At 68.3% G+C, this 24561-nt stretch carries 23 protein-coding genes and 2 tRNA genes; 9 read left to right on the top strand and 16 right to left on the bottom strand.

All coding sequences use genetic code 11. From position 1 onward, the window contains the following. Positions 1–255 precede the first annotated feature (255 nt). Together tig and H1R19_RS09830 are read right to left on the bottom strand one after the other, a co-directional pair. On the bottom strand, positions 256–1620 hold the full coding sequence (gene tig, locus H1R19_RS09835) for a trigger factor (RefSeq protein ID WP_219851313.1): 1365 nt from the start codon (positions 1618–1620) through the stop codon (positions 256–258). A gap of 86 nt (positions 1621–1706) precedes the next feature. Further along, positions 1707–1780, bottom strand: a tRNA-Pro gene (locus H1R19_RS09830). A 227-nt stretch (positions 1781–2007) separates the two neighbouring features. Between H1R19_RS09830 and H1R19_RS09825 the strand changes: the two genes are divergently transcribed. Continuing rightward, positions 2008–2081: transfer RNA gene (locus tag H1R19_RS09825), tRNA-Gly, on the top strand. A gap of 64 nt (positions 2082–2145) precedes the next feature. On the opposite strand, the gene H1R19_RS09820 is transcribed toward H1R19_RS09825, so the two are convergent. Continuing rightward, on the bottom strand, positions 2146–2310 hold the full coding sequence (locus H1R19_RS09820; protein ID WP_188328973.1) for a hypothetical protein: 165 nt from the start codon (positions 2308–2310) through the stop codon (positions 2146–2148). Between the two features lie 391 nt (positions 2311–2701). Between H1R19_RS09820 and H1R19_RS23405 the strand changes: the two genes are divergently transcribed. After that, on the top strand, positions 2702–2887 hold the full coding sequence (locus tag H1R19_RS23405) for a hypothetical protein (protein ID WP_308258839.1): 186 nt from the start codon (positions 2702–2704) through the stop codon (positions 2885–2887). Positions 2888–3211: 324 nt separating this feature from the next. Continuing rightward, positions 3212–3910, top strand: coding sequence for a L,D-transpeptidase (locus H1R19_RS09815; protein WP_188328972.1), 699 nt, complete (start codon positions 3212–3214; stop codon positions 3908–3910). Between the two features lie 89 nt (positions 3911–3999). On the opposite strand, the gene H1R19_RS09810 is transcribed toward H1R19_RS09815, so the two are convergent. From H1R19_RS09810 to H1R19_RS09795, 4 genes are all read right to left on the bottom strand, one after another. Next, on the bottom strand, positions 4000–4917 hold the full coding sequence (locus H1R19_RS09810) for a PE-PPE domain-containing protein (protein WP_219851312.1): 918 nt from the start codon (positions 4915–4917) through the stop codon (positions 4000–4002). A gap of 92 nt (positions 4918–5009) precedes the next feature. After that, positions 5010–5465 (bottom strand): cupin domain-containing protein, encoded by a 456-nt coding sequence (locus H1R19_RS09805; RefSeq protein ID WP_372632653.1) that lies wholly within the window; start codon positions 5463–5465, stop codon positions 5010–5012. A gap of 165 nt (positions 5466–5630) precedes the next feature. Beyond that, positions 5631–6434 (bottom strand): Fpg/Nei family DNA glycosylase, encoded by an 804-nt coding sequence (locus tag H1R19_RS09800; RefSeq protein WP_188328969.1) that lies wholly within the window; start codon positions 6432–6434, stop codon positions 5631–5633. A 3-nt stretch (positions 6435–6437) separates the two neighbouring features. Continuing rightward, positions 6438–6917 (bottom strand): ribose-5-phosphate isomerase, encoded by a 480-nt coding sequence (locus H1R19_RS09795; RefSeq protein ID WP_219851310.1) that lies wholly within the window; start codon positions 6915–6917, stop codon positions 6438–6440. A 22-nt stretch (positions 6918–6939) separates the two neighbouring features. On the opposite strand from H1R19_RS09795, the gene H1R19_RS09790 reads away from it, so the two are divergent. Continuing rightward, on the top strand, positions 6940–7986 hold the full coding sequence (locus H1R19_RS09790) for a M48 family metallopeptidase (RefSeq protein WP_219851309.1): 1047 nt from the start codon (positions 6940–6942) through the stop codon (positions 7984–7986). An 83-nt stretch (positions 7987–8069) separates the two neighbouring features. On the opposite strand, the gene H1R19_RS09785 is transcribed toward H1R19_RS09790, so the two are convergent. After that, a complete protein-coding gene (locus H1R19_RS09785) occupies positions 8070–8690 on the bottom strand; it encodes a mycothiol-dependent nitroreductase Rv2466c family protein (RefSeq protein WP_188328966.1) in 621 nt (206 codons plus the stop codon). Between the two features lie 205 nt (positions 8691–8895). Between H1R19_RS09785 and H1R19_RS09780 the strand changes: the two genes are divergently transcribed. Both H1R19_RS09780 and pepN read left to right on the top strand, forming a co-directional pair. Then, positions 8896–10122: a TetR/AcrR family transcriptional regulator gene (locus tag H1R19_RS09780; RefSeq protein ID WP_219851308.1), complete on the top strand. Its 1227-nt coding sequence runs from the start codon at positions 8896–8898 to the stop codon at positions 10120–10122. A gap of 37 nt (positions 10123–10159) precedes the next feature. Continuing rightward, a complete protein-coding gene (pepN, locus tag H1R19_RS09775; protein WP_219851307.1) occupies positions 10160–12748 on the top strand; it encodes an aminopeptidase N in 2589 nt (862 codons plus the stop codon). Between the two features lie 74 nt (positions 12749–12822). Here pepN and H1R19_RS09770 read toward each other — a convergent pair whose 3' ends face one another. Together H1R19_RS09770 and H1R19_RS09765 are read right to left on the bottom strand one after the other, a co-directional pair. Further along, entirely contained in the window at positions 12823–13503 is a 681-nt protein-coding gene (locus tag H1R19_RS09770) for a response regulator (RefSeq protein ID WP_219851306.1), read from the bottom strand. Further along, the gene (locus tag H1R19_RS09765; protein WP_219851305.1) at positions 13500–15080 is read right to left on the bottom strand and encodes a sensor histidine kinase; all 1581 of its coding nucleotides are present in this window, start codon (positions 15078–15080) and stop codon (positions 13500–13502) included. Before H1R19_RS09765 ends, H1R19_RS09770 begins: the two co-directional genes overlap by 4 nt. Positions 15081–15205: 125 nt before the next feature. Here H1R19_RS09765 and H1R19_RS09760 point away from each other — a divergent pair, with 125 nt between their 5' ends. After that, the gene (locus tag H1R19_RS09760; protein ID WP_219851304.1) at positions 15206–16672 is read left to right on the top strand and encodes a cation:dicarboxylate symporter family transporter; all 1467 of its coding nucleotides are present in this window, start codon (positions 15206–15208) and stop codon (positions 16670–16672) included. Between the two features lie 176 nt (positions 16673–16848). On the opposite strand, the gene H1R19_RS09755 is transcribed toward H1R19_RS09760, so the two are convergent. The 3 genes from H1R19_RS09755 to H1R19_RS09745 form a co-directional block, all read right to left on the bottom strand. Then, positions 16849–17343: a DUF5130 family protein gene (locus H1R19_RS09755; RefSeq protein ID WP_219851303.1), complete on the bottom strand. Its 495-nt coding sequence runs from the start codon at positions 17341–17343 to the stop codon at positions 16849–16851. Further along, a complete protein-coding gene (gene ctaJ, locus H1R19_RS09750) occupies positions 17330–17584 on the bottom strand; it encodes an aa3-type cytochrome oxidase subunit CtaJ (RefSeq protein WP_188329302.1) in 255 nt (84 codons plus the stop codon). Before ctaJ ends, H1R19_RS09755 begins: the two co-directional genes overlap by 14 nt. Before the next feature lie 160 nt (positions 17585–17744). Continuing rightward, positions 17745–18308 carry an HNH endonuclease gene (locus H1R19_RS09745; protein WP_219851576.1) on the bottom strand — a complete coding sequence of 188 codons (564 nt, stop codon included), beginning with the start codon at positions 18306–18308 and terminating at the stop codon, positions 17745–17747. 188 nt (positions 18309–18496) lie between these two features. Between H1R19_RS09745 and H1R19_RS09740 the strand changes: the two genes are divergently transcribed. Both H1R19_RS09740 and H1R19_RS09735 read left to right on the top strand, forming a co-directional pair. Then, on the top strand, positions 18497–18946 hold the full coding sequence (locus tag H1R19_RS09740; protein WP_244970932.1) for a globin: 450 nt from the start codon (positions 18497–18499) through the stop codon (positions 18944–18946). An 86-nt stretch (positions 18947–19032) separates the two neighbouring features. Beyond that, on the top strand, positions 19033–20958 hold the full coding sequence (locus tag H1R19_RS09735) for a glycoside hydrolase family 13 protein (RefSeq protein WP_219851302.1): 1926 nt from the start codon (positions 19033–19035) through the stop codon (positions 20956–20958). A gap of 26 nt (positions 20959–20984) precedes the next feature. On the opposite strand, the gene H1R19_RS09730 is transcribed toward H1R19_RS09735, so the two are convergent. The 3 genes from H1R19_RS09730 to H1R19_RS09720 all read right to left on the bottom strand — a co-directional run bounded on the left by H1R19_RS09730 (position 20985) and on the right by H1R19_RS09720 (position 24481). Continuing rightward, the gene (locus tag H1R19_RS09730; protein WP_188328959.1) at positions 20985–21671 is read right to left on the bottom strand and encodes a DUF8185 domain-containing protein; all 687 of its coding nucleotides are present in this window, start codon (positions 21669–21671) and stop codon (positions 20985–20987) included. Then, on the bottom strand, positions 21671–22156 hold the full coding sequence (locus H1R19_RS09725; RefSeq protein WP_219851301.1) for an acyl-CoA thioesterase: 486 nt from the start codon (positions 22154–22156) through the stop codon (positions 21671–21673). The genes H1R19_RS09730 and H1R19_RS09725 overlap by 1 nt, the downstream gene beginning before the upstream one ends. Before the next feature lie 78 nt (positions 22157–22234). Then, positions 22235–24481: a molybdopterin-dependent oxidoreductase gene (locus tag H1R19_RS09720; RefSeq protein ID WP_219851300.1), complete on the bottom strand. Its 2247-nt coding sequence runs from the start codon at positions 24479–24481 to the stop codon at positions 22235–22237. Positions 24482–24561 lie beyond the last annotated feature (80 nt).

The raw sequence follows: 24561 nt of genomic DNA, 5'->3' as shown, positions 1-24561 counted from the left end.
GTCATGACCTGTGCGTCACCCCTCGCGAGGTGTCGCACACGTTCCGTCGGTCTGTATCTGACGTCCTCACCGACACTAACCAATGCACACCCGCGGACACTCCCGAGGACACGTCTATTCGCTGAGAGCAGAACAGGCCCCCGTCCCGGCGGGCGCGCAGGAGAGGCGCGGAGGTGACGGCAATCGCCGGCCCCCGCGGACGGGGACCGGCGATGTGCGTGCGAAAACGATGCGGGTGGCCAGTCCCGCGCCGACTCAGTTGTCGGAGTCGGAGTCGGACTCGTCGGCAGCGGCGTCGTCGTTACCGGCGAAGTACTCGGTGGTGTCGACGGTCTCACCGTTGGTGTCGGTGACGGTCACCTCGCCGACGATGGCGGCCAGCGACTTGCCTCGGCGGACGTCGGCGTAGACGGCACCCACCTGGTTGGCCTGCGTCAGCTGCTGGATGAACTCCTGCGGCTGCATGCCGTACCGCTGTGCGGTGAAGATGATCTGCTGGGTCAGCTCGTCCTGGCTGACCTCGGTGTCCTGCTGGTCGGCGATCGCGTCGAGAAGCAGCTGCTGCTTGACCGACTTCTCGGCCTCACCGCGTGCCTCGGCGTCCCACTCCTCGCGGGTCTTGCCCTGCGCCTCGAGGAACTTCGCGACCTGCTCGTCGTCGTGACCGAGCGCGTGGATGATCTGGTGCTGCTGACCCTCGACCTCTTCGTCGACGACCTTCTCCGGCAGCGGGATGTCGACGGTCTCGATGAGCTTGTCGAGCACGGCGTCGCGGATCTTGTTGGCCTGCTCCAGCTTCGCCGTCTGCGCCACCCGCTCACGCAGGCTCTCGCGCAGCTCGTCGACGGTGTCGAACTCGCTGGCCATCTGGGCGAAGTCGTCATCGACCTCGGGCAGCTCGCGCTCCTTGACCGACTGAACGGTCACCTTCACCAGCGCCTCGTCACCGGCGTGATCGCCTGCGACCAGCTTGGTGGTGAACTCCTTGCTCTCCCCTGCCTTGAGGCCGATGAGGGCATCGTCGAGGCCGTCGATCAGCTGTCCGGAACCGACCTCGTGGGACAGACCCTCGGTGGTGGCCTCCTCGACGGGCTCGCCGTCGACGGTGGCGGCCAGATCGATCGAGACGAAGTCACCGTTCTCGACGCCGCGCTCGACGCCCTTGAGGGTGCCGAAGCGCGCACGCAGGCCTTCGAGCTGCTCGTCGACCGCCGCGTCGTCGATCTCGATGGCGTCGACCTCGACCGAGAGGGTCGAGTAGTCGGGCAGGGAGATCTCGGGACGGACGTCGACCTCGGCGGTGAAGGTGACGGACTCGCCGTACTTCAGCTCGGAGAGATCGATCTCGGGCTGGCCGATGGCCTTGGTCTCGGTCTCTGCGACAGCCTCGGAGTACTTGGCCGGGATGGCATCGTTGACGACCTGGGCCAGGATGGAGTCGCGGCCGACACGAGCCTCGATCAGCTTCGCAGGCGCCTTACCCGGACGGAATCCGGGGATGCGGATCTGCTGGGCCAACGACTGGTATGCCCGGTCGAAGTCTGCCGACAGCTCCTCGAACGGGACCTCGACGTTGAGCTTCACTCGGGTCGGGGTGAGTTGTTCGACAGTGCTCTTCACGCCTCAATGCTCCTTATATCTGCGTTGTGGTGAAAGTCCGGTTTTCGGTGACTTCTCCGGTGACCGGGTCGGCCACATCGTTCGAGTCGGGATGACAGGATTTGAACCTGCGACCCTCCGCTCCCAAAGCGGATGCGCTACCAAGCTGCGCCACATCCCGTGGTCCGTTTCACGCGACGACGACCCTGTCGGGCGACCGTGCATCAGGGCCAACAGAAGATAGTACGTGGCATGCCCGGCGGCCCCGCCGACGGGTGCCCGAAGGGGTCCGCCGGACCACCTCTCCGAAGGCCGGCCGCGGGCGGTGACCCCGATTTCGAAATCCGGGGCGTCTACCGGTACAGTCCTCTTCGCAAGCGCAGCCGGGTTCGCCCGGCCGCAGGCAACGCGGGTGTAGCTCAATGGTAGAGCCCTAGTCTTCCAAACTAGCTACGCGGGTTCGATTCCCGTCACCCGCTCCACATGGGGACGTCACCCCGGCCGGATCTCATCCGGGGTGACGTCCGGCTCGTGAGCCCATCCCTATCAGGCGAACAACTCCCAGAGCTCGACGATGACGATGTCGCGTTGTGCCTGTTCGTCTTGCTTGCCCTGCTGCGATTGCCCGGAATCGGCGTAATCCGTTCCCGGACCGGTCGAGACGACCGCAGGTGGGCAGGGCACGCGGTGACCGTCGGCGAGGGTGGTCATGCAGGGTGCCTCCGCATTGGCCAATCCTGCGCCCCCCAAGCCGGCGGCGATGGCGAATGTTAGTATTGCTATGGGTCGGAACTTCGTTGTTCCATTCATATCGGTCTTCCTTTGATCGGTCGACCCCTCCGGACGAGAGGGGTCGCGTTCCTCGCTCCGCCTCCCTTCTTCGTGCTGGCGTTTGCGTACACGTTCCACTTCCTTTGCACACTCGTTGCGATTTCGCGCTCATCGAGTCCGATTCGACGCCGATACTCCACACAACCGAGCTCAATCCAGCGCGCAGCGCCTTTACAATCCCCCGATCTCGGGTCGCGAGCAGGCCATACCGGCCGCCGCGAGCGAGATCGAACATGTGACCCACACCACACGCGCGGCGTACGCTGAGGCCATGTCCTCTACTCACACGAAAACTCAGCGGAAATGCCACTCCTGCGGTGCGCCTCTATATGTGCGCCGGGACGTCACGGAGTCCGAGGCAGGCGTCGGCCGCGTCGACGTGATGCTCGTATGCCGCGACGAGTCATGCTCCGAACCGGTCCGTCATCTACGCACCGAGCACCCCCAGCCCGCCTGAGGCGAACGTAAACAGAAGTCAAAGTCCAAGTAACAGTGGATAAACGATTCCGTTCACTTTCCTCGGCACAGCGACGAAGCACGGGCGACCAAGATGGGCGCCTGCACCACGAAGACGGTCGTGCGAGACCCCGATGTGATGACAGTCACACCAGATTGAGACATGGTCCCCACCTCGGGTTTTTACCACTTCGTACTGCCAATTCGTGATCGCGGCCTTGGTGAACACCGTCGACTCTTGGTCCGTACACAACGGTTGTGTAACGATGGAATCTGCGCTCAGGCCGATGCGCGGAACATTCATCGAATCAAAGGTACGACCAAAGTGCTGACTTCCCAAGTGCCGACCTCGCGGTCGACTCGCCGACGCTCGGCTCGACGACTCACCGCAGTCGTCTTCGGCGTCCTGGCCATGTGCCTCGCGCTCCCGGGTGTGGCCAACGCCGTCCCGGTCACCGTCATCCCGGGCCTGCCGCCAGTCGAGATCCCTCAGATCCCCGGCCTGCCCACTCCCCCGCCGTCGACCACCCCGGAAGCTCCGGCCCCGCCGTCGAGCACCACCGAGGACAAGCCCGCCGATCCCGCGATGCCGAACGTCAAGACGTCGACCGGTTACATCGCGCTGGCAGACGACAACACCCACACCATCACCTGGTGGCACAACGGCAAGGTCGTCAAGAAGATGCCGATCTCGATGGGCTCGGACAAGCATCCGACCCCGAACGGCGTCTACCACACCAAGGAGAAGTACCGCGACATGTACATGGATTCGTCCACGTACGGCGTCCCGGTCGACTCCGCCGAGGGCTACCGCACCTATGTCGAGTACGCGACACGCATGTCCTGGGACGGCATCTTCATCCATGCCGCTCCGTGGTCGGTCAATCAGCAGGGACGCAGCAACGTGAGCCACGGCTGCATCAACGTGACCACCGAGTACGGCAAGTGGGTGTACGACAACGTTCCCCGCAACACCCCGATCGTCGTCCGCAACACCGTCGGCCCGCAGTTCGCCGGCGACTAGGTCGCCGATTCCGCTCAGGACACAACCGAGATTCGACGAGGGGCCGGTCACCACGCGGTGACCGGCCCCTCGTCGTTGCGGTGGAGCGCCTACGCCGCGGGGAGCCCGGCGAACGTCACCTGCACCTGTAGCCACTGCGCGATCACCTGACAGCCCGTCGACGCGGGGTCGGTGATCGAGGCCCGGCGGTACGGCTCGGTCTGATACGACGTGTGCCGGCCCCCCGGCGAATTGGTGACGGCCACACCCCTGACCCGCATCACCGCGGGCAGGTAGCACCTGATCTCCCACCACGCCGAAGCCAGCCGCCCGACGTCGCGCCGCCATTGCGCGGGACCCACCGAGGTGCGTCGAGCATTCTGAAATGAATTGCCGCGCATGACTTCCCATACGCTCCGCCGCCATCTGCCGGCGGCCGCGAAGGTCATCGCGCGGGTGAGGTCGGCGATGTCGCGCACCAGCGAGTCGGCGCGGGCGTTGCAGATCATGTCCTCGGGAGCTCCCACCCACCGCACAGCGACGCCCGGAGGCAACTCGCCACCGGGTCCCGCGACACCCCAACCGTCACAACCGGGCACCACGCCGGGCGGTTGGTGCGGATCGGCGACGAGTCCGACGCCCAGCAGCCGGTCGAACACCGCGCTGCCCGACGCCCGGAGTTCGGCGAGCGCGACCCGGATGACCACGGCGCCCTGGGAGTAGCCGACCAGCGCGACGGGGCCGGCCACCGTCTCGATCGCGGCTCGTAGCCTGCGAGACCCCATTGCCACACTCGCGGCGAAACTCAGCCCGCCCGGATGCGGTGTGGGTCCGTAGCTGGCCGGATAGCCTACCCAGCGGCAGTCGAAGCGCTCGTCGAGTTCGGCGGCGACCGCACCGAGAAGCCCGGAGACCCTGGTGCGGACGTCACCGGGATAGGATTCGCCCGTTCCCCCGACGACGAGCACCGTGACCGCGGGTCCGGCGTCGACCGGCGCTCGGGTGCTGCGCTCCAGGCATTCGCTCATCCCACCCATGGTGCCGAGGCCAGGTGTGATCTTCCCGCCGGGACGCTGAGGGTTGGCTGAGACCTACCGGCGGGGATTCTCCGGCCGGGACGTCAGGAGGCGACGCCGGGCGGCGGCTTCGCGACGTATTCGGCGGTCTCGATGATCGCGATGAAGAATCCGCTGCCCTCGATCACGTTGGCGCTGTGGGTCAGACCCGCCGGGATGTAGATACTCGCCGGCGCCTCGACCTCGTAGACCTCGTCGCCGAGAGTGATCTCGTAGACCAGGTGGTCCATCGACAGCAGGATGTTGATCTCCGGGCAGTCATGCACGTGGGGTTCGCAGTAGTCACGAGAGGCGGCGGACACCGCACGCATCTCGTGGGCGACCACGCGCTTCTCCGCCTGCGGGAAGATGTCGCCGCCGGCGAGGACACGGCGCGTGATCGGCGCATCGGCGCCGCCGTGGAAGGGCACGTCCTTCAGCGGCGACACCTCGCCACGCGAGATCAACCCGGCGTGGGTCCCGATACCGTCACTGACTGTCACACTGCTCCGTTCGATCATCCCGACTCTTTTCGCGTGTCCCCCACTGCGCCGGCCCCTGCACTGCGCTGATCCCTACACTGCGCTGATCCCTACACTGCGCAGGCCCCTACACTGCGCAGGCCCCCGAGACTGCGTGCGATGCTACGGCGGTTCGCCCTCGCGCACCGATCACGAGGCGACCGGTCAACTCTGACAGACCGGGCACCAGTAGAGTTTTCTGGCCTCCAGTTCGGCGAGCGACACCGGGGTGCCGCAGACCCGGCACGCCTCTCCGGCCCGGCGATAGACATAGGTCCGCGGCCGGTTCGCCGCATATGCCGGCGCCCCGTGATCGTCCTCGGGACGGATGACATGGATGCGCCCGCGACGCACCCCCACTTTCATGAGGGCGACCAGGTCCGTCCACAACTCGTCGAATTCGGTTCGGAGAACACGCTTTCCGGGGCGCATCGGATCGATACCGGCACGGAAGAGGATCTCCGCGCGATAGACGTTGCCGATGCCGGCGATCACTTTCTGATCCATCAGCAACGCGCCGACCGGTCGCGCGGATCGGCTGATCGCCGCCCATGCCCGCTCCGGATCGGCATCCGCCCGAAGCGGGTCCGGGCCGAGCCGGGCCACCAACGTCTCGAGGTCGGCGGGGTGGTAGATCTCACACGCGGTGGGCCCCCGCAGGTCGGTGCCTGCCTGCTCCCCCTCGATGCGCACACGGACCTGGCCGACCGGCTCCGGCAGCGGGACCGACAACTCGGTGAAGGCTCCGTAGAGCCCGAGATGGATGTGCACCAGCTTCTCGGTCCGCGAGTTCCGGTAGCGGTGCACGAGGTGTTTGCCCCATGCCTCGGCGGCGTGGAAGGTCATCCCGTCGACGGCTGCGGCGCCGTCGACGAACCGTCCCTGCGGACTGCTCACCCGGACCTGTTGGCCACCGAAGAGTCGTTGCTGACGACGGGCGAGCCGATGGAGCGTATGGCCCTCGGGCACCGGTTACGCCGGCGCTCCCGGCACCTGCGGTGCGTCACCTGTGCGCTCGTACTCGGCGAGGATGTCGATGCGGCGCTGATGCCGGGGTTCTTCCGACCACGGGGTGGTCAGGAACGCGTCGACGATGGCCAGCGCCTCTTCGGTGGAGTGCATGCGTCCACCGATGCCGATGAGCTGGGCGTTGTTGTGCTGCCGCGCGAGCTGGGCGGTCTCGACACTCCATGCCAGCGCACAGCGGGCGCCCGGGACCTTGTTGGCGGCGATCTGCTCGCCGTTGCCACTGCCGCCGAGCACGATGCCCAGGCTGCCGGGATCGGCAACGGTCGCCGCGGCGGCGGCGATGCAGAACGCCGGGTAGTCGTCGGCCGGGTCCATCACGTGTGCGCCGCAGTCCACCACCTCATGTCCCGTCGCCGTGAGATGGTCGGCGATCTGGTTCTTGAGTTCGAATCCGGCATGGTCGGCACCGAGGTAGACACGCATGGCGCCACTATAGATTGAGGGCGTGGACACGCCCCAGCCCATCCCCCGGGAACCCGTCGAGCCGAGGGTGAGTGCTCCGGCACCGATCCCGAACGTGCCCGGCGTCGTCGATCCACCGCCGCCCGGACCACCCGATCCCGCTCGGCGCTGGCTGCGACCGGCGCACTTCGCCGCACGCCCCCGACTGCACCCCTGGGAGATCCCCACCCTCGTCGTGGTGATCCTCGCGACGGCGCTGGGCTACGCGACGGTCATCGTCCTGGTCGCGGCGGGAACGCTCGATCAACTGTTGCTGGGTGCGTTGGCATTTCCGTTGCTGCTGTTCGTGATCCGCGGCCTGACGTATGCGTCCCCGCGGGTCAACGGTGTGCAGATGACCCCCACCCAGTTTCCCGACGGGCACCGGATGGTCGTGGAGGCGGCAGCACGGTTCGGTCTCGAGTACGTGCCCGACGCCTACGTCGTGCTGGGCAACGGGCAGATCAACGCCTTTGCCTCCGGCCATGGATTCCGCCGGTTCGTCGTCGTGTACTCCGACCTCTTCGAGGTGGGCGGCGCCGCGCGCAGCCCCGAGGCGCTGCGGTTCATCATCGGTCACGAGGTCGGGCACATCGCGGCCGGTCACACCTCGTACTGGCGGCAGCTGTCGACGATCATCGGGATGAACATCCCCGTCCTCGGCTCTGCGCTGTCGCGGTCCCAGGAGTACACCGCCGACAACTACGGCTACTACGCGCAGCCGTCGGGTGCGCCGGGCGCCGTCGGAGTCCTGGCCGCGGGTAAGTACATGCTCTCGGCGGTGGACTTCGACCAGTTCGCCGACCGCGCCACCCACGAACGCGGCTTCTTCACCTTCCTCACCAACGCGCTGTCCTCACACCCGGTCCTGACCTGGCGGGCGGCCGCTCTTCGCGACCGGACACGGCCGGGGGCGATGTTGCTCCGCCCCCGCCAGATCGTGCGTGGGGTGGGAAGCGGGAACGTGGTGGCGGTCCCGCCGCCACCACATCCGGCCACCCTGCCGGCCGGCTCCCTACCCAACGGCATCGAATCCCCACCCAGGTTCTGATCCCGCGCCGGTTCTGATCCCGCGCCGGTTCTGATCCCGCGCCGGTTCTGATCCCGCGCCGGCTCTGTCGACGCAGCGATGGCTCAGTCGAACTGGGGACCTTCGGTCCGGCTGCGCTTGAGCTCGTAGAAGTGCGGGTAGGACGCCAGTGCGAGCGTTCCGTCCCACACCTTGCCGGCGTCCTCCCCGCGTGGAATCCGGGACAGTACGGGCCCGAAGAAGGCGACATCGTTCACGTGGATCGTCGGGGTGCCGACGTCGTCGCCGACCTTGTCCATGCCCGCGTGGTGGCTCGCGCGGATCGCCTCGTCGAACTCCTCGCTGTCGGCGGCCTCCGCAAGCGACGCGTCGAGACCGAGTTCGGCGAGGGAACCGGCGATGACCTCGTCGAAGTCCGCGATGCCCTGGTTGTGGATACGCGTACCCATGGCCGCGTACAGCGGCGCGAGGATCTCATCGCCCTTCGCGGCGGCGGCCGCGGCGATGACGCGCACCGGACGCCACGCGTGCTTGAGCCCTTCCCGGTATTCGTCGGGAATGTCCTTGCCCTCGTTGAGAACCGCGAGGCTCATGAGGTGGAAGTTCACCTCGATCGAACGGACCTTCTCGGCCTCGAGGATCCAGCGCGAGGTGATCCAGCACCACGGGCACAGCGGGTCGAACCAGAAGTCGACGCGATCGGTGGTGGGGGCCTGTTCTGACATGGAGCGTCCTCTCGAGAGTTGGCGACACCGGCGACCGCCGGGTGCGCCTGCTTCTGCTCAGACCGACCGACGACGCCGTCGGAGCTCCTCAACACCTGCGTGAACCGAACTGTTCCCGGCCGCGCTCGCGCGGTGTGCAATCCGGCAGCCTGGTTCGTCCGCGGTGTGAGATGGTGCAGAGCGACCGAGGAACAGGAATCCCGCGATGCAGTCACCGCCGTCCGACCCGGACGAGTCGCCCGGCCGGACGAGCGGACGCGCTCGCAACTCGGGACCACGATCTGAGCAGATCGTCCGCGCAGCAACGTCACTCTTCCAGGACGCCGGATACCGCAACGTCAGTATCGAGCAGATCGGCGCCGCCGTCGGTCTGACGGGTCCGGCCGTGTACCGGCACTTTCCTGGCAAACACGACATCCTGGTCCAGGCGCTGTGGACCCACTCCGACCTCGTCGAGCAGCTCACCGTCGACGCCGACGCCCGCGGCACGACACCGTCGGAACAACTGGACCTCTTCCTCAACGGACTCGGCGACCTCACCGTCACCCGCGACGCGTCGACACTGTGGCGACGGGAGAAACGTCACCTGCAGGCAGCCCAGGCCGACCTTCTCGACGCCCGCGCGGTCTTCCTCCACCAGCATCTCGAATCGAAGATCTCGGCCGTGCGGCCCCCGGGACCGGCCGGGGCCGGGGCACTGCTGAGTGCGGCGGTGCTGAGCGTCTACTCCAACACCTCGGGGATGCGCGGGACCCTGAAGCCGCACCGGCTCATAGAGGTCCAGCGCGCCGTGGCCGACGCGGTCGTCGGCTGCACCCTTCCCCCCGCGGCGTCCGACGCCGGGCAGCGGTATCGAACCGGCCGACAACCGGTGAGCCGGCGCGAGAGGATCCTCGACGCCGCGACACAGCTGTTCTCCGAACGCGGCTTCCACGACGTTCGGATCGGCGACATAGCCCGTGCGGCCGATGTGTCGGTCGCCACCTTCTACCAGGAGGCCACGAGTAAGGCCGATGTCCTGCGGACCGTCCTCTGGCGCGGGGTGGAAGGCATCTTGTACGTCTCCGCCGATGCACTCACCCGCGCATCCGATTCCGAGGCGCTCGACGCACTGGTCAACGTGTTCGTCCACTACTCCCTGGGACTCCACGGCCGGATCATGCCCGTGTTCACACGCGACCTGATGTACCTCTCCGAGGCCGACCGGGCACCGCTGCTCGACGCCCAGCGCGACTACCGAGCCGAGTGGATCGCCGCCATCCGGGTACGCACACGCTCGCTGTCGTCCGCGGATGCCAACGCACTCGCGCAGGCGTTGTTCGGCGTCACCGGCGACATCATCGCGTCGCCTCACCTCCGCTCCCGGCCGGGGATCGTCGCCGAACTGACAGCACTCGCCCTGGTGATCTTGTCGCCCGTCGGGCTTCGCTGACCTCCACCGTCGCCGTCGCGCCGATAAGCTGGCCTGCGTGACTGCCCCGAACCTCACCAGAGACCAGGCCCGCGAACGCGCTTCGATCCTCGATGTGTCGAACTACCAGATCGAACTCGACCTCACCGACGGCAACGGCGCTCCCGGGACCGACACCTTCCGATCCACGACGACGGTCACGTTCACCGCGACCGAGGGCGCCGACTCGTTCATCGACCTCGTCGCGCCGAACCTGATCTCGGCGACGCTCAACGGCGCCGAGCTCGACGTCGCCGATTTCGACGAATCGGTCGGGATCGCGCTGTCCGGTCTGGCCGCCGACAACACGCTCACCGTGGTCGCCGACTGCGCGTACTCCAACACCGGCGAGGGCCTGCACCGCTTCGTCGACCAGTCCGACGACTCGGTGTACCTGTACTCCCAGTTCGAGACCGCCGATGCCAAGCGGATGTTCGCCTGCTTCGACCAGCCCGACCTCAAGGCGACCTACACCCTGACCGTGACCGCGCCGGAGGACTGGAAGGTCATCTCCAACGCGGCGCACGAGAGCACCGACGCCGGGAATCCCGGTGTCGTGCACCGGTTCCGGGAGACGGTCCCGATGAGCACCTACCTCGTCGCGCTGATCGCCGGCCCGTACGCGGAGTGGACCGACGTGTACTCCGACTCCCACGGCGACATCCCACTGGGCATCTACTGCCGGGCCTCGCTGGCCGAGTTCATGGACCAGGACCGCCTCTTCACCGAGACCAAGCAGGGATTCGCGTTCTACCACAAGAACTTCGGCATCCCCTACCCGTTCGGCAAGTACGACCAGCTCTTCGTCCCCGAGTTCAACGCCGGGGCCATGGAGAACGCGGGCGCGGTCACATTCCTCGAGGACTACGTCTTCCGGTCACGCGTCACCAAATACCTCTACGAGCGTCGTGCCGAGACCGTGCTGCACGAGATGGCACACATGTGGTTCGGCGACCTGGTCACCATGCGCTGGTGGGATGACCTGTGGCTCAACGAGTCCTTCGCCACGTTCGCCTCTGTGCTCTGCCAATCCGAGGCCACCGAGTACACCAGTGCCTGGACGACGTTCGCCAATGTCGAGAAGTCGTGGGCCTACCGGCAGGATCAGCTGCCCTCGACGCACCCGGTCGCCGCCGACATCCCCGACATCGCCGCCGTGGAGGTCAACTTCGACGGCATCACCTACGCCAAGGGCGCCTCGGTCCTCAAGCAGCTCGTCGCCTATGTCGGCGTCGAGGACTTCCTCGCAGGACTGCGCGACTACTTCGAGGCCCACAAGTTCGGCAACGCATCGTTCTCGGATCTCCTCGGCGCACTGGAGAAGTCGTCCGGCCGCGACCTGTCGGATTGGGGCGACCAATGGTTGCGCACCACCGGGATCAACGTCCTGCGACCCGATTTCGAGGTCGACGAGGCGGGCGCGTTCACCCGCTTCACCGTCGTCCAGGACGGCGCGGCCCCCGGCGCGGGCGAGACCCGCGTCCACCGGCTGCGCGTCGGCGTGTACGCCGACAACGGATCCGGCCGGATCGAACAGACCCGCAGCGTCGAACTCGACGTCGAGGGTGAACGCACCGACGTCGCCGACCTGGTCGGCGTCGAACGCGGGGATCTGGTGTTGATCAACGACGGTGACCTGACCTATGCGTCGGTCCGACTCGATCCCGAGTCACTCGCGACGGCGACGGCCCGCATCGGCGACATCGCCGACCCGATGCCGCGAACCCTCGTCTGGTCGGCCGCCTGGGAGATGACCCGGCAGGCCGAGATGCGCGCCCGCGACTTCGTCGAGCTCGTCCAGCGCGGCATCGCCGCCGAGACCGAGATCGGTGTGGTCCAGCGAGTCCTGCTGCAGGCGACAACCGCGATCGAGTCCTACTCCGATCCGGACTGGGCTGCGACCACCGGTCGTCCCGCCTTCGGCGCCCGCATGCTGGAGCTGGCCCGGGCCGCCGACGCGGGCTCGGACCATCAGCTCGCGTTCGTCAACACCTGGCTCGCCGGCAAGCTCGACGACGACCAGACCGACGTCGCCCGTGCGCTTCTCGACGGGGCCGACCCGGCAGGCCACGGACTCGGTGGACTCGCGGTCGACACCGACCTGCGCTGGAAGCTCGTGCGCGCGCTGGCGACGGCAGGGGCCATCGACCCCGAGCCCACGTCCACACCGGTCATCGACGCCGAGGCCGCCCGCGACAACACCGCCACCGGTACCCGTCAGGCTGCCGCGGCGCGGTCGTCGCGTCCGCTGGCCGAGGCCAAGGCGGACGTGTGGTCACGGGCGATCGAGGACGATTCACTGTCGAACGTCTTCACCCGCACCATGATCGAGGGCTTCGCCCGTCCCGGCCAGGGCGATCTGCTCGAGCCGTATCTGGAGAAGTACTTCGAGGCCGTCCCCGAGGTGTGGGCCCGACGCTCCAGCGAGGTCGCCCAGACCGTCGTCATCGGTCTGTACCCGAGCTGGGCGATGACGCAACGCGCACTCGATCTGGCCGACGAATTCCTCGCCGGGGATCACCCGCCCGCCCTCAAGCGCCTGATCTCCGAGGGCCGCGACGCCGTGGCGCGGTCGCTGCGGGCCCGGGTCTTCGACGCGCAGGACTGACACACGCAGGACTGACACAGGTCCGTCGCGGCGGCGCGCCAGGCGCCGCCGCGACGGACGCGCGTGCCCGAGGTTCAGCGCCGCCGCCACCGATACCGCACCTGCGGGCGGCCCGCCGAGCCGTACTCGGTGTCGCGGTCGACGACGTGGTCGTCGGCGAGCCGTTCCAGATAACGCCATGCCGTGACCCGGGACGTACCGAGCGCACGGGCCACCTCCGACGCGGTGAGCCCGTCGGCGCTGTCGCGTACCGCCCGGCTCACCGCGTCTTCGGTGTTCGGGGCGGCACCCTTCTTGGCCGACCGGCGGGCGTCACTCGTCCGCAGCTCGGCCAGCGCCCGGTCCACGTCGCGCTGACTGACCGCGTCGGTGTCGCCGGTGAGTGCTTCCCGATAGCGCAGGTACTGCTCGATCTTCTCGCGGAACGCGGCGAAGGTGAACGGTTTCAGCAGGTACAGCAACACTCCCCGGGACATCGCACTGCGGACGGTCGCCAGGTCGCGCTGGGCGGTGATGGCGATGACGTCCGGGGCGGGACGGACACCGGACAGCGCCGACGCCAGGTCGACGCCGCGCGCGTCGGGCAGCCCGAGGTCGAGGAGCACGAGATCCACCGGATCGGCGGTGGCCGCCCGCAGCGCTTCCTGCGCCGTGGACACCGCCCGCACGATCTCGAACCCGCCGATGCGGGCGAGGTAGTCGCGGTGGGCCTCGGCGATCACCGGTTCGTCCTCCACGATCAGCACGCGGATCATCGCCCGCCCTCCTCGGCATCCGTGCCGGTGCCGGCGCCGGCGAAGACTCGGGCCGAGACGACCGAGCCGTAGGTGTCCTCGGCGGTCAGGGACCCGCGATGACGTGCCACGACCTGGGCGACGAGGGCGAGTCCCAACCCCCGGCCGGCCTCGTCACCGCCCGCCTTGGTCGAGTAGCCGCGGGTCGTCGCGAGCGCGAATGTGCCGGCGTCCATCCCGGTTCCGCTGTCGGCGACGACGATGTCGAGGGCGTGGTCGTCGCCGGTGACGGTCACCTCGACCCACGGGTCGGCCGGGTCGCAGGCGTCGAGCGCGTTGTCGATGAGGTTGCCCACGACGGTGATCAGCTCCCCCGGCGTCAGAATCCGGGTGGCGGCATCACTCACCTGCGACCCCTCGGTGAGGGAGAGCTGGATTCCCCGTTCGGCGGCCTGGGCGGTCTTGCCGAGCAGCAATGCCACGAGGGTCGGCTCGGCCACCGCCTGGGTCATCCGGTCGATGAGGTGTTGGGACAGTTCGAATTCGGTGGTAGCCAACCGGACCGCCTCGTCCGGCCGTCCCATCTCGACGAGCGCGATGACGGTGTGCAGCCGGTTGGCCCCGTCGTGCGCCTGCGATCGCAACGCCTCGGCGAACCTGGTCATCGTGTCGAGTTCACCCATGGCCTCCGAGAGCTCGGTCCGGTCGCGAATGGTGACGACCGACGAGCGACGCCTCCCGGACACCGGGGACCGGTTGACCAGCAGCACTCGTCCGCGGTCGGCGTAGAGCATGTCGTCGACCGGGTCCTGTCCCTCGGTGAGGAACACGGGCAACTCCTCGGGCGGCGTCTCGGTGTCGATGCCGAGCAAGCGGTGCGCCTCGGCGTTGACCAGCGCCGGCCGCCCGTCCTCGAGGACGATCAGTCCCTCGCGCACCGACCGGAGTACCGCATCGTGGTGGTCGTACATGAGCCGCAGCTCGTCGGGGGCGAGCCCGCCGGTCTGGCGGACGAGCCTGCGCCGGATCAGCCACAGCCCGACCACCGCGGTGAGCAGTGCGGCCAGCGCCGTGAGACCGATGAGCGGCAACTGGGTGAGCCACGACGAGGTCAGTGAGCGCTGCGTGATCCCCGCCGCCACCATTCCGATCACGCGGCCGTCCTCGTCGAACACCGGCGCGATCGTCCGGATCGACGGGCCGAGGGTGCCGGTGTAGGTCTCGGTGACCGTCTCACCCCGCAGCGCCGCGTCGATGCTGCCGATGTAGGGCTTCCCGATCAACTCCGGGTCGGTGTGGGTGTAGCGCGTCCGGTCCGGTGCGAGCACGGTGATGAAGGCGACGCCCGTGGCCGCGCGCACCCTCTCGGTGACCGGCTGCAGGACGACGCTGGGATCGGGCGAGGTGAGGGCGGTGACGGTCGAGGGCGACTGCGCCAGGCTCACCGCGACCGCGGTGACCTCGTCGCGCGCGGCGCGGTCGGCATCGACGCGGGCATCGACGGCGGCGAGCACACTGCCCGCGACGACGACCACCGCGACGACGACGAGTGCGAGCGCGGCCACCTGACCGGCGAGCGTCCGCGGGTACCACCGCATGCGGACCCTCTCTTCCCGCCTGACAGGCGCTGAACGTAATGAACAGAACCGTGACCCTCGTCACCGCGGCGGTCCACAATCCTAACCAACAGATGGTGACCGTTGTACGAGGAGAGGATCGGCCGATGAACGTTCGACAGGGGCCCGGTGACAGCCGGGGCGGAGAACCCTCCGACCCGGCGGGGAGCACCGGCGCCGGGACCGCGGAGGGCGGGACTGCGGAGGACGGGACTGCGGACCCCAAGGGTCGCAAAAAGGATCGCACGCACTGGCTCTACATCGCGGTCATCATCGCGGTCGTCGCCGGCGTCGTCGTGGGTCTCGTCGCACCCGAGGTCGGCAAGGACCTCGGCGTCCTGGGCACGATGTTCGTCAGCCTGATCAAGATGATGATCGCACCGGTCATCTTCTGCACGATCGTGCTGGGTATCGGTTCGGTCCGCAAGGCCGCGACCGTCGGCAAGGTCGGCGGCCTGGCCTTCGCCTACTTCCTGATCATGTCGACCGTGGCGCTGGCCATCGGCCTGGTCGTCGGCAACCTCATCCAGCCCGGCGAGGGACTCAACATCGATCCGGTCTCGGGTGAGGGTGAGAAACTGGCGGCCGACGCCCACGAATCCGGCGGCACCATGGACTTCATCCAGGGCATCATCCCGGAGTCGATGCTGTCCTCACTGACCGGCGGGAGCGTCCTGCAGGCCCTGTTCATCGCGCTGCTGGTCGGTTTCGCGATCCAGAGCATGGGTCGTACGGGCGAACCGATCCTGACCGCCATCGCATACTTCCAGAAGCTCGTCTTCAAGGTCCTGACCATGGTGCTGTGGGTTGCCCCCATCGGCGCGTTCGGCGCCATCGCCAACGTCGTCGGACAGACCGGCTGGGCGGCGGTTCAGCAGCTGCTCACCCTGATGCTGGCGTTCTATATCACCTGCCTGGTCTTCGTCTTCGGCGTGCTCGGAGTGCTGCTGCGGACCATCGCCGGAGTGTCGATCTTCCGCCTCGTCCGCTACCTGGCCCGCGAGTACCTGCTGATCTTCGCGACATCGTCGTCGGAGTCGGCGCTGCCCCGCCTGATCGCGAAGATGGAGCACCTCGGTGTGGAGAAGACCACCGTCGGCGTCGTGGTCCCGACCGGCTACTCCTTCAACCTCGACGGCACCGCGATCTACCTGACCATGGCCTCGATCTTCATCGCCGACGCGATGGGCGACCCGCTGTCCATCGGTGAGCAGATCGGCCTGCTGGCCTTCATGATCATCGCCTCCAAGGGAGCGGCGGGCGTGAGCGGCGCCGGACTGGCCACCCTGGCCGGCGGACTCCAGGCGCATCGCCCCGAGTTGCTCGACGGCGTCGGACTCATCGTCGGCATCGACCGGTTCATGTCGGAGGCCCGTGCGGTCACCAACTTCTCCGGCAACGCGGTCGCCACCCTGCTGGTCGGCTCGTGGACCAGCACCATGGACAAGCAGCAGATCGACGAGGTTCTCTCCGGTCGCCTGCCGTTCGACGAGACCAACATGGTCGACGACGAGCTCGAGTCCGCAGGCGCCGGCGCTCACGAGGCCGGCACCCAGAAGGTGCTCACGCACTGACCCGAGACCCCGTCACGACAAGGAGGCCGCCCCACCGGATCGGTGGGGCGGCCTCCTTGTTTGTCTGTCTTGTCTGTCTGTGTTTCTGTGTGAACCGACCAGCCGCCTGCAGCAGCGGTGCTGACCAGCCGCCTGCAGCAGCGGTGCTGACCAGCCGCCTGCAGCAGCGGTGCTGACTAGCCGCCTGCGGCAGCGGTCGCCATGACGCGCAGCGCGGCGATCAGACCGTCGATCAGGTTTCCCTGCCGGAAACCGGTGACCGCGGCGGTGACGCCGAGAGCGGCGACGCGATCGTTGACGCGGCTCGACACCTTGCTGCCGGACACCACGACCACGTCCCGAGTGTTCGGCGAGACGGCGATGAGCGTGCCGTACGCCGGTTCGGGCGACTTCGCGAGGATCGCGCGGGCGCCGGCCTCGGGGTCGCCGTCGAGGTCACCGATGTAGACCGAGAAGCGCACGAGCGCCTTCTCGCTGGCGGCCTTCAGAGTGTCGTCGAGTGCGATCAGATCGCGCTGACTGAACGGCGGAGTCGTCGGTGAGTCACCCGGGTAGCGGGCCGCGGAGATGCGACCGCTGTTGGTGATCACTGCTCCGAGCGGCAGTTCGGCGGCCGACCGGGCCGCGACCTCTGCACTCACATTCGCGTGCGAAACCTCACCACTTGCCACTTGCCGAGCTCCCATCCACATCGCCGGGTTCCGCGTGCCGCGGAAGTGCCATCGGTTCGATGTCGGTGGCACTGAAGAGAAGCGGTGCATGCTCCCACTGCTGGTCGAGGGTGTACTCCTTGACCTTCGGGTACTTGACCCCGGAGGAGAACACCATCGCGACAACACAGAGCAGCACGAAGAGCACCGTCACGATCGTGACTGGCACTCCGATGGGGACGATCAGGCTGTCGACGTCCATGTCACCCTTTCGATGGTCGCGCCGGACCCGCCCGTTGTCGGCGCAGGTCATCGTTGATCAATCTAGCCCACCAGCGACCGACCGGTACATCGGGCCCTACAGCGCGTCGTAGACGCATCCGCGAGCCTCCGGTGACCGATTCCCGGCGCGCGAGGACACCTCATGCCGCGCCCGCGTCGATGTACCGAACCCAGGCCGGGTCGATGTCCTTGACCGTCGCGAGCAGGCGCCAGTGCCTGCCCCTCGGCTCGGCCGGGACGGTGCGGAGCGCCCAGCCCAACTCGCTGAGCAGCCGGTCGGCCTTGCGGTGATTGCACGACGCACAGCACGCCACACAGTTCTGCCAGTCGTGGGTCCCGCCGCGGCTGCGCGGCACGATGTGGTCGATCGTCGTCGCCCGTGTGCCGCAGTACCCGCACCGAAACCGGTCGCGGTGCAGAAGGGCGGCGCGGTTCATCGGGACCGCCGCGCGATAGGGCACGCGGACGTAGGTCCGCAGCCGGATCACGGTCGGGACGGGCACCGAGGTACCACTCGAGTGGACCGCGTCTCCTGTCTCGTCGGCGTGGACCAGATCGGCGCGTTCGGCCAGGACGAGGACGACGGCACGCCGGACGGTGACGGCGGTGAGTGGCTCGTAGGTGGCGTTGAGCAGCAGGACCCGCCGGCGTGTCCACGCCCGCGCACCCGTGGTGGCGCTCTCCGCGGGCGCGGCGCGCACCATCGTCAACCCGGCCTTCTTCTTGTGTGAGCCGTGCGTCACGTCGCCTCCCTCACCTCGCCTGGGGTCACCTCGACGAGCACAAGTCCACCACGGTCGAGCTCGTCGTGCAGGTGGTTTCGCCGGTGTCCGGGCAGCTCACGGGCGGCTGGCGGACGGTCACGTTGAGAGCGGCCGCGGCGGTGAGGACAATGGCAAAGGTGACTGGCGAACCCGGCAACATCCCTCCTGCGGCCCCAGCGGCCGAACCGACCCCCGCGCGCAGCTTCTACGACGAGGTCGGTGGCGCCGAGACCTTCCGGCGGCTGACCGAGGTCTTCTACATCGAGGTTGCCAAGGACCAGGTGCTGCGTCCGCTGTATCCCGAGGAAGACCTCGGCCCGGCCGAGCGCCGGCTGCGCATGTTCCTCGAGCAGTACTGGGGCGGCCCGCGCACCTACTCCGAGGAGCGCGGCCATCCGCGATTGCGGATGCGCCACAACCCGTTCCGCGTCGGTCCGATCGAGCGTGACGCGTGGCTCCGCTGCATGCACACCGCCATCGCCGCGATCGACGACGAGACCCTCGACGCCCCACATCGCAAGGCGCTCACCGATTACATGGAGATGGCCGCCCAGTCGATGGTGAACTCGCCCTTCTGAGGCCACTTTCCGCGCGACACGCCGCGGACTCACCACCGACTCGCCGACTGACCTGGATTTCTCGAAGAAATCTCAGGTAGGGCACAATGACCACGGTGAGCGATGAGACACCACCCGATGTTGTCCCCGCCGAACCATCTGACCGGGGTCAGCCCGACGGCGCGCACGACGAAGTACCGTCACCGGGTTCGCAGGGTGGCGCGGGTACCGACCATGTGGTGAGCACCGACGATGTCTCGGACGAGCCCCTCGGCGTCCTCGCCGACGAGCCCCTCGACGAGGACGCGATCGAAGCCGACGCCGATGCCGAAGCCGACGACATCGAGGAGTCGCTGGAGCCGACGACCGAGACCGCGGCCGACACCGAGCCCGGGGACCGGCAACCGGCGGCGGCCGTGGTGTCCCAACTCGATCCGACCGACACGAGCTGGTGGCAGTCGGCGGTGTTCTACCAGATCTACCCGCGGTCGTTCTCCGACCTCGACGGTGACGGCGTGGGTGACCTCGCCGGAGTCATCGACAAGCTGGGCTACCTCGAACTACTCGGCGTCGACGCCATCTGGCTCAGCCCGATCATGACCTCACCGATGGCAGACCACGGTTATGACGTCGCCGATCCACGCGACGTCGACCCACTCTTCGGCGATCTCGCCGTCTTCGACGATCTCGTCGCCGAGGCCCACGCGCGCGACATCCGCGTCACCATGGACCTCGTGCCCAACCACACCAGCGATCGGCACGAGTGGTTCCGGGCGGCGCTGGCCGCCGCGCCCGGCAGCGCCGAACGCGAGCGCTACATCTTCCGCGACGGCCGCGGCGACGACGGCGACGAGCCGCCGAACAACTGGCACAGCATCTTCGGCGGTCCGGCGTGGACCCGCGTCACCGAGGCCGACGGCACACCCGGCCAGTGGTACCTGCACATCTTCGCCAAGGAACAGCCCGACCTGAACTGGGAGAACCCCGAGGTCTTCGCCGACCTCGAGAAGACCCTGCGGTTCTGGCTCGACCGCGGTGTCGACGGCTTCCGCATCGACGTCGCGCACGGCATGGCCAAGCCCGCGGAGCTGCCGGACATGGACCTCACGGACACCAAGCTGCTGCAGAACTCCGACGACGACCCGCGCTTCAACAACTATGCGGTGCACGAGATCCACCGCAAGATCCGCAAGGTCATCGACGAGTACCCCGGCGCCGCGAACGTCGGCGAGATCTGGGTCGACGACAACGAACGTTTCGCCGAGTACCTGCGTCCCGACGAGCTCCATCTCGGCTTCAACTTCCGGCTCGCCAAGGCGCCCTTCGAATCCGGCGCGATCCGCGAGGCCATCGAGAACTCTCTCGACGCGGTGTTGTCGGTCTCGGGAACTCCCACGTGGACGCTGTCGAATCACGACGTCGCCCGCGAGGTGACCCGCTACGCCGTCACCGACCCGCAGACCGGCGTCCTCGATCTCGAGCGCGGTACCCGGCGGGCCCGCGCGATGCTCGTCGTCGAGATGGCGCTGCCCGGAACCATATTCCTCTACAACGGCTCCGAACTCGGTCTGCCGAATGTCGACGACCTTCCCGACGATGCCCTGCAGGATCCGGTCTGGGAACGTTCGGGTCACACCGAGCGTGGTCGCGACGGGTGCCGGGTACCCCTTCCGTGGGAGGGCACCGAGCCACCCTTCGGCTTCAGCACCTCACCGGACACGTGGCTTCCGATCCCCGCCTCGTGGCGGGCACTCACCGTCGAGGCCCAGCTCGAGGACGTCGGCTCGATGCTGTCGCTGTATCGGGCTGCCATCGAATTGCGGTACACCCGTAGAGAATTCGCGGGTGACCACCTCGAGTGGTACGGAGCCCCCGAGGGGTGCCTGGCCTTCCGCCGGTCCGAGGGACATCTGGTGTGTGCGCTGAACGCCGGCGACGAGCCGGTGCCGCTGCCGCCGGGCGAGCTGCTGCTGGTCAGCTCACCTCTGGTCGAGGGCATGCTCGCCCCCGACTCGGCGGCCTGGCTGGTCTGAGGACCCACCGAGCGGCCGCAATCGGTTCAGAGCACGGTGACCGCGAGGTCGCGGTGACGCCGCTGATACACCGAGCCGTACCGGGCGTCGATGCGAATCCACGCCGCCGACATGCGGATTCGTACGGGTTCGTCGGCGGCGATGGCGTCGACGTCGGAGGATTCGGTGACGGCGCGGCCGTCGGTGTCGCGGATGAATCCCATTCCGGTGAGCGCGAACAGCGAGCGCATCGCGACCGCCGCCCGTAGCGCCCCGTCGCCGGAGGACACCTCGAGTACGTCCTGATCGAGCAGACCCGTCGGCGGGCCGTGCGCACTGCCCTCGTCGCGGGCCACCCGTGCCCCCTCCCGGGACAGGGACACCACGCTGCGAGCAGGCACATCGTCGATGTGCCGGAAGCCGGCGGCCGCGGGAAGTGCTCCGCGCCAGGCACTGTCGAGCGAGAATCCCGGATCGATCGCCGCACCGGGTGCGGCCGAGCCCAACGCCGAATGCAATGCCTCCGCGTCGCAGACCAGGTCGGCGGGCGCCACGCGCCCGGTCACCGACCGGGTCGCGAGGACCTCGAAACCGGTGTGCGACCACAGTGCGACCAAACCGTCACGACGCGCCACCACCCGGACGACGCCTGCGTCGTCGAGGCGCAACGAGTGCGCGAGGAACGCGAGCGCGTTGCTGCGGTCCGAGGCGGCCACCTCGACGAAGCGCTCCATCAGCGGGGACTCTTCGGCACCGAATCGGCTGCCGGGCGGCGGAACTCGGCGAGGTACTCCTTCTGTTCCGGGCTGAGCCGCGCGATGCGCTGGGCGTCGACGTCGAAGGCGACGAGCTGTGTGCTCGCGACGACCGCAGGCTTCGACGCCGGGTCGGCACCACTCGCGCGCACCTCGTATCCGACGGTGAAGTCGACGGCGCGCACGCGCTGTACGTACATGGTGACCTCGATCGGCCCCTCGGAATGACGCAGCTGTGCCTGATATTTCACGTGCAGGTCCGTGACGAGGCAGCCCTCGCGGAGCGACGCGGTCGGCCGGCCGTCGTAGAACAACCAAGGGATGCGTGCCTCTTCCAGCAACGTGACCATCCGGGCGTGGTTGATGTGCGCGTAGACATCCATGTCCGACCAGCGCACCGGTACCTTCACCATGTAGCCGTCGGCGGTCGTGGTCCCGGCGTCCTTGTTCAGCACGTGCGTCATCCCCTTGTGGTCGATCGTCGGTGGCGACGTCCCGGCACTCGGTGTCCGGCGCGTCCCGCGACCAACCCTACGCACCCCTCAGGCAGGCGATATCTCCACCGGCAGACCGTTGAGGACGACGGTCCCCGACAGCGGGTCGAGCATCGTGCCGTCGTTGAGTTCGTTGACGTTGACCCCGGGTTCGGCGGTGGCGACGCGGAGCCGGGTGCCGTCGGGGTCGTGCCCCCAGCCGTGCGGCAACGACGCGACGCCGGGTCGGATGTCGGTGGTGATCTCGACGGGCACGGTGAGCGACCCGCCCGCGCCGCGGACCTTCGCGACGTCCTCGATCCCGAGGCGGTCGGCATCGTCGGGGTGGAGGTGGAGCGTGCAGCGGTTGGTTCCTCCGGTCAGCGCCGGGAGGTTGTGCATCCAGCTGTTGTTGGAGCGCAGGTGACGGCGCCCGACCAGAAGCAGCCGCGCCGGACCCGGCTCGGCGTCGACGGCCGCCCGCAGGCGGGCCAGGTCACCGATGAGCGGGCCGGGGGCGAGCTCGACCCTGCCCGACTCCGTGCGCAGCACACCGGGTAGCCGGGGCTGCATGGGTCCCAGATCGATGCCGTGCGGCGCGGCCAGGACCTTCTCGAAGGTGAGACCGTCGCGGGCGCCGAAGGCATCTCCGTAGGGCCCGAGTCGCAGCATCATGTCCAGGCGGCGCCGATGGCCCGGCGCGTCGGGCAGCATCGCGTGCAGCGTCCCGGCGTCGCGACCGGCCACCGGCGAATGCGGATCGGTCACCTCTTTCGCCAGCGCCGCCGCGATGACCTGTTCGTCGACGAGACCGGGATCGGCGTCGACGCCCGCGCCGGAGAGTCCGAGGATCAACCGCGCGACGATGTCGATCTCGTCGGGGCGCCCCTCCGGCAGCGGCAGCACGGCCGGCGAATAACGTGCGGTGGCGCGCACCGCGAGGTTGTTGAGCACCGCATCGAAGTGTGGGCTCTGCGACGGACGGGGCGGCGGCAGGATGATGTCGGCGTGGCGCGTGGTCTCGTTCAGATAGGGGTCGATGCAGACCACGAGGTCCGCCGCGTCGAGCGCGCGGGCCAGGCGGCCGCCGTTCGGCGCGGACAGCACCGGGTTGCCTGCCACCGTCACGAGTGCACGCAACCGTCCCTGCCCGGGGGTCTCGAACTCCTCGGCCATCGCGACGGCCGGCAGCTCCCCGGCCACTTCCGGGTGGCCGGACACGCGACTGCGCCACCGCCCGGTCCGGAAACCGCGACCCGCGCGCGCCGGACGAGGAGCCTGCGCGGTCGGGGCCATCGGGAACATCACCCCGCCCGGACGGTCGAAGTTACCGGTCACGATGTTCACGACATCGATCAGCCAGCTGCCCAGGGTGCCGAATTCGACTGTGGTGGTACCCATCCGACCGTAGACAGCGGCGCTCGGCGCTCCCGCGATGTCCCGCGCGAGTGCCCTGATCTCGGCGGCGGGTACGTCGCAGTACGACGCCACTCGTTCTGGACTGAGATCCTCGATCTCCCTGCGCAATTCGTCGAGGCCGAGAACGTGGCGGCCGATGCCGCCGAGATCCCCGGCGATGAGGTCCTCGTCGAAGAGGCACTGCACGATCGCGCACAGCAACGCCGCATCGGTCCCCGGGCGCGGGGCGAGGTGGGTGTCGGCGAGTCTGGCGGTCCGGGTGCGCGCGGGATCGATGACGGTGAGTCTGCCGCCTCGGCGCCGCAACTCCGCGAGCTTGCCGGGAAAGTCGGCGGCCGTGGTCATACTCCCGTTGGAGACAACGGGATTGGCGCCGATGATGACGAGGTGGTCGGTGCGGTCGAGATCGGGCACCGCGAACGTACCGGCATGCCCGACGAGGTGACCCATCGCCGCCTGCTTGGGCATCTGGTCGAGGGTGCTCGCACTGAAGACGTTGCGGGTTCCGATGGTGCGCGCCAGAATCGGGGCGTAGAGGGTCCCCGCGATGGTGTGTGCCGACGGGTTGCCGAGGTAGAAACCCACCGACTCCCCGCCGTGCTCGGCGATCACCCCGCCCAGCTTGTCGACGACGAGCGCCAGTGCCTCATCCCACCCGGCCTCCACGAATTCACCGTCACGGCGGACGAGCGGGTGCTCCAGCCGGTCCGGATCGTTGTCGAGCTGGGCGAGACTCGCGCCCTTGGGGCAGATGTAGCCGTGGCTGAACACGTCGTCGGCGTCGCCGCGCGCACCCGTGACGACTTCCCCACCGCCGGCGGGGTCGCGGTCGATGGTGAGGGTGAGCCCGCAGGTCGCCTCGCAGAGCGGACAGATTCGCGGTGCCGTGCGGGTCATGTGCCCAGGCTAGGTGGCAGCGAGCCCCGGCGGGGGCGAACGAGCACCCCTGGTGACGCCCCTGGGGGACCACCCCGGCG

The organism is Gordonia jinghuaiqii, from assembly GCF_014041935.1.
Lineage (GTDB): Bacteria > Actinomycetota > Actinomycetes > Mycobacteriales > Mycobacteriaceae > Gordonia > Gordonia jinghuaiqii.
This window is presented reverse-complemented; position numbering and strand designations above follow the sequence as displayed.

Bases quoted from the DNA above. Each gene is read 5' to 3' on its own strand.
- H1R19_RS09820 (WP_188328973.1), bottom strand. From the start codon at position 2,310: ATGACCACCCTCGCCGACGGTCACCGCGTGCCCTGCCCACCTGCGGTC.
- H1R19_RS23405 (WP_308258839.1), top strand. From the start codon at position 2,702: ATGTCCTCTACTCACACGAAAACTCAGCGGAAATGCCACTCCTGCGGT.
- H1R19_RS09810 (WP_219851312.1), bottom strand. From the start codon at position 4,917: ATGAGCGAATGCCTGGAGCGCAGCACCCGAGCGCCGGTCGACGCCGGA.
- H1R19_RS09805 (WP_372632653.1), bottom strand. From the start codon at position 5,465: ATGATCGAACGGAGCAGTGTGACAGTCAGTGACGGTATCGGGACCCAC.
- H1R19_RS09795 (WP_219851310.1), bottom strand. From the start codon at position 6,917: ATGCGTGTCTACCTCGGTGCCGACCATGCCGGATTCGAACTCAAGAAC.
- H1R19_RS09785 (WP_188328966.1), bottom strand. From the start codon at position 8,690: ATGTCAGAACAGGCCCCCACCACCGATCGCGTCGACTTCTGGTTCGAC.
- H1R19_RS09780 (WP_219851308.1), top strand. From the start codon at position 8,896: ATGCAGTCACCGCCGTCCGACCCGGACGAGTCGCCCGGCCGGACGAGC.
- H1R19_RS09770 (WP_219851306.1), bottom strand. From the start codon at position 13,503: ATGATCCGCGTGCTGATCGTGGAGGACGAACCGGTGATCGCCGAGGCC.
- H1R19_RS09765 (WP_219851305.1), bottom strand. From the start codon at position 15,080: ATGCGGTGGTACCCGCGGACGCTCGCCGGTCAGGTGGCCGCGCTCGCA.
- H1R19_RS09760 (WP_219851304.1), top strand. From the start codon at position 15,206: ATGAACGTTCGACAGGGGCCCGGTGACAGCCGGGGCGGAGAACCCTCC.
- ctaJ (WP_188329302.1), bottom strand. From the start codon at position 17,584: ATGGACGTCGACAGCCTGATCGTCCCCATCGGAGTGCCAGTCACGATC.
- H1R19_RS09745 (WP_219851576.1), bottom strand. From the start codon at position 18,308: ATGGTGCGCGCCGCGCCCGCGGAGAGCGCCACCACGGGTGCGCGGGCG.
- H1R19_RS09740 (WP_244970932.1), top strand. From the start codon at position 18,497: ATGGCAAAGGTGACTGGCGAACCCGGCAACATCCCTCCTGCGGCCCCA.
- H1R19_RS09735 (WP_219851302.1), top strand. From the start codon at position 19,033: ATGACCACGGTGAGCGATGAGACACCACCCGATGTTGTCCCCGCCGAA.
- H1R19_RS09730 (WP_188328959.1), bottom strand. From the start codon at position 21,671: ATGGAGCGCTTCGTCGAGGTGGCCGCCTCGGACCGCAGCAACGCGCTC.
- H1R19_RS09725 (WP_219851301.1), bottom strand. From the start codon at position 22,156: ATGACGCACGTGCTGAACAAGGACGCCGGGACCACGACCGCCGACGGC.
- H1R19_RS09720 (WP_219851300.1), bottom strand. From the start codon at position 24,481: ATGACCCGCACGGCACCGCGAATCTGTCCGCTCTGCGAGGCGACCTGC.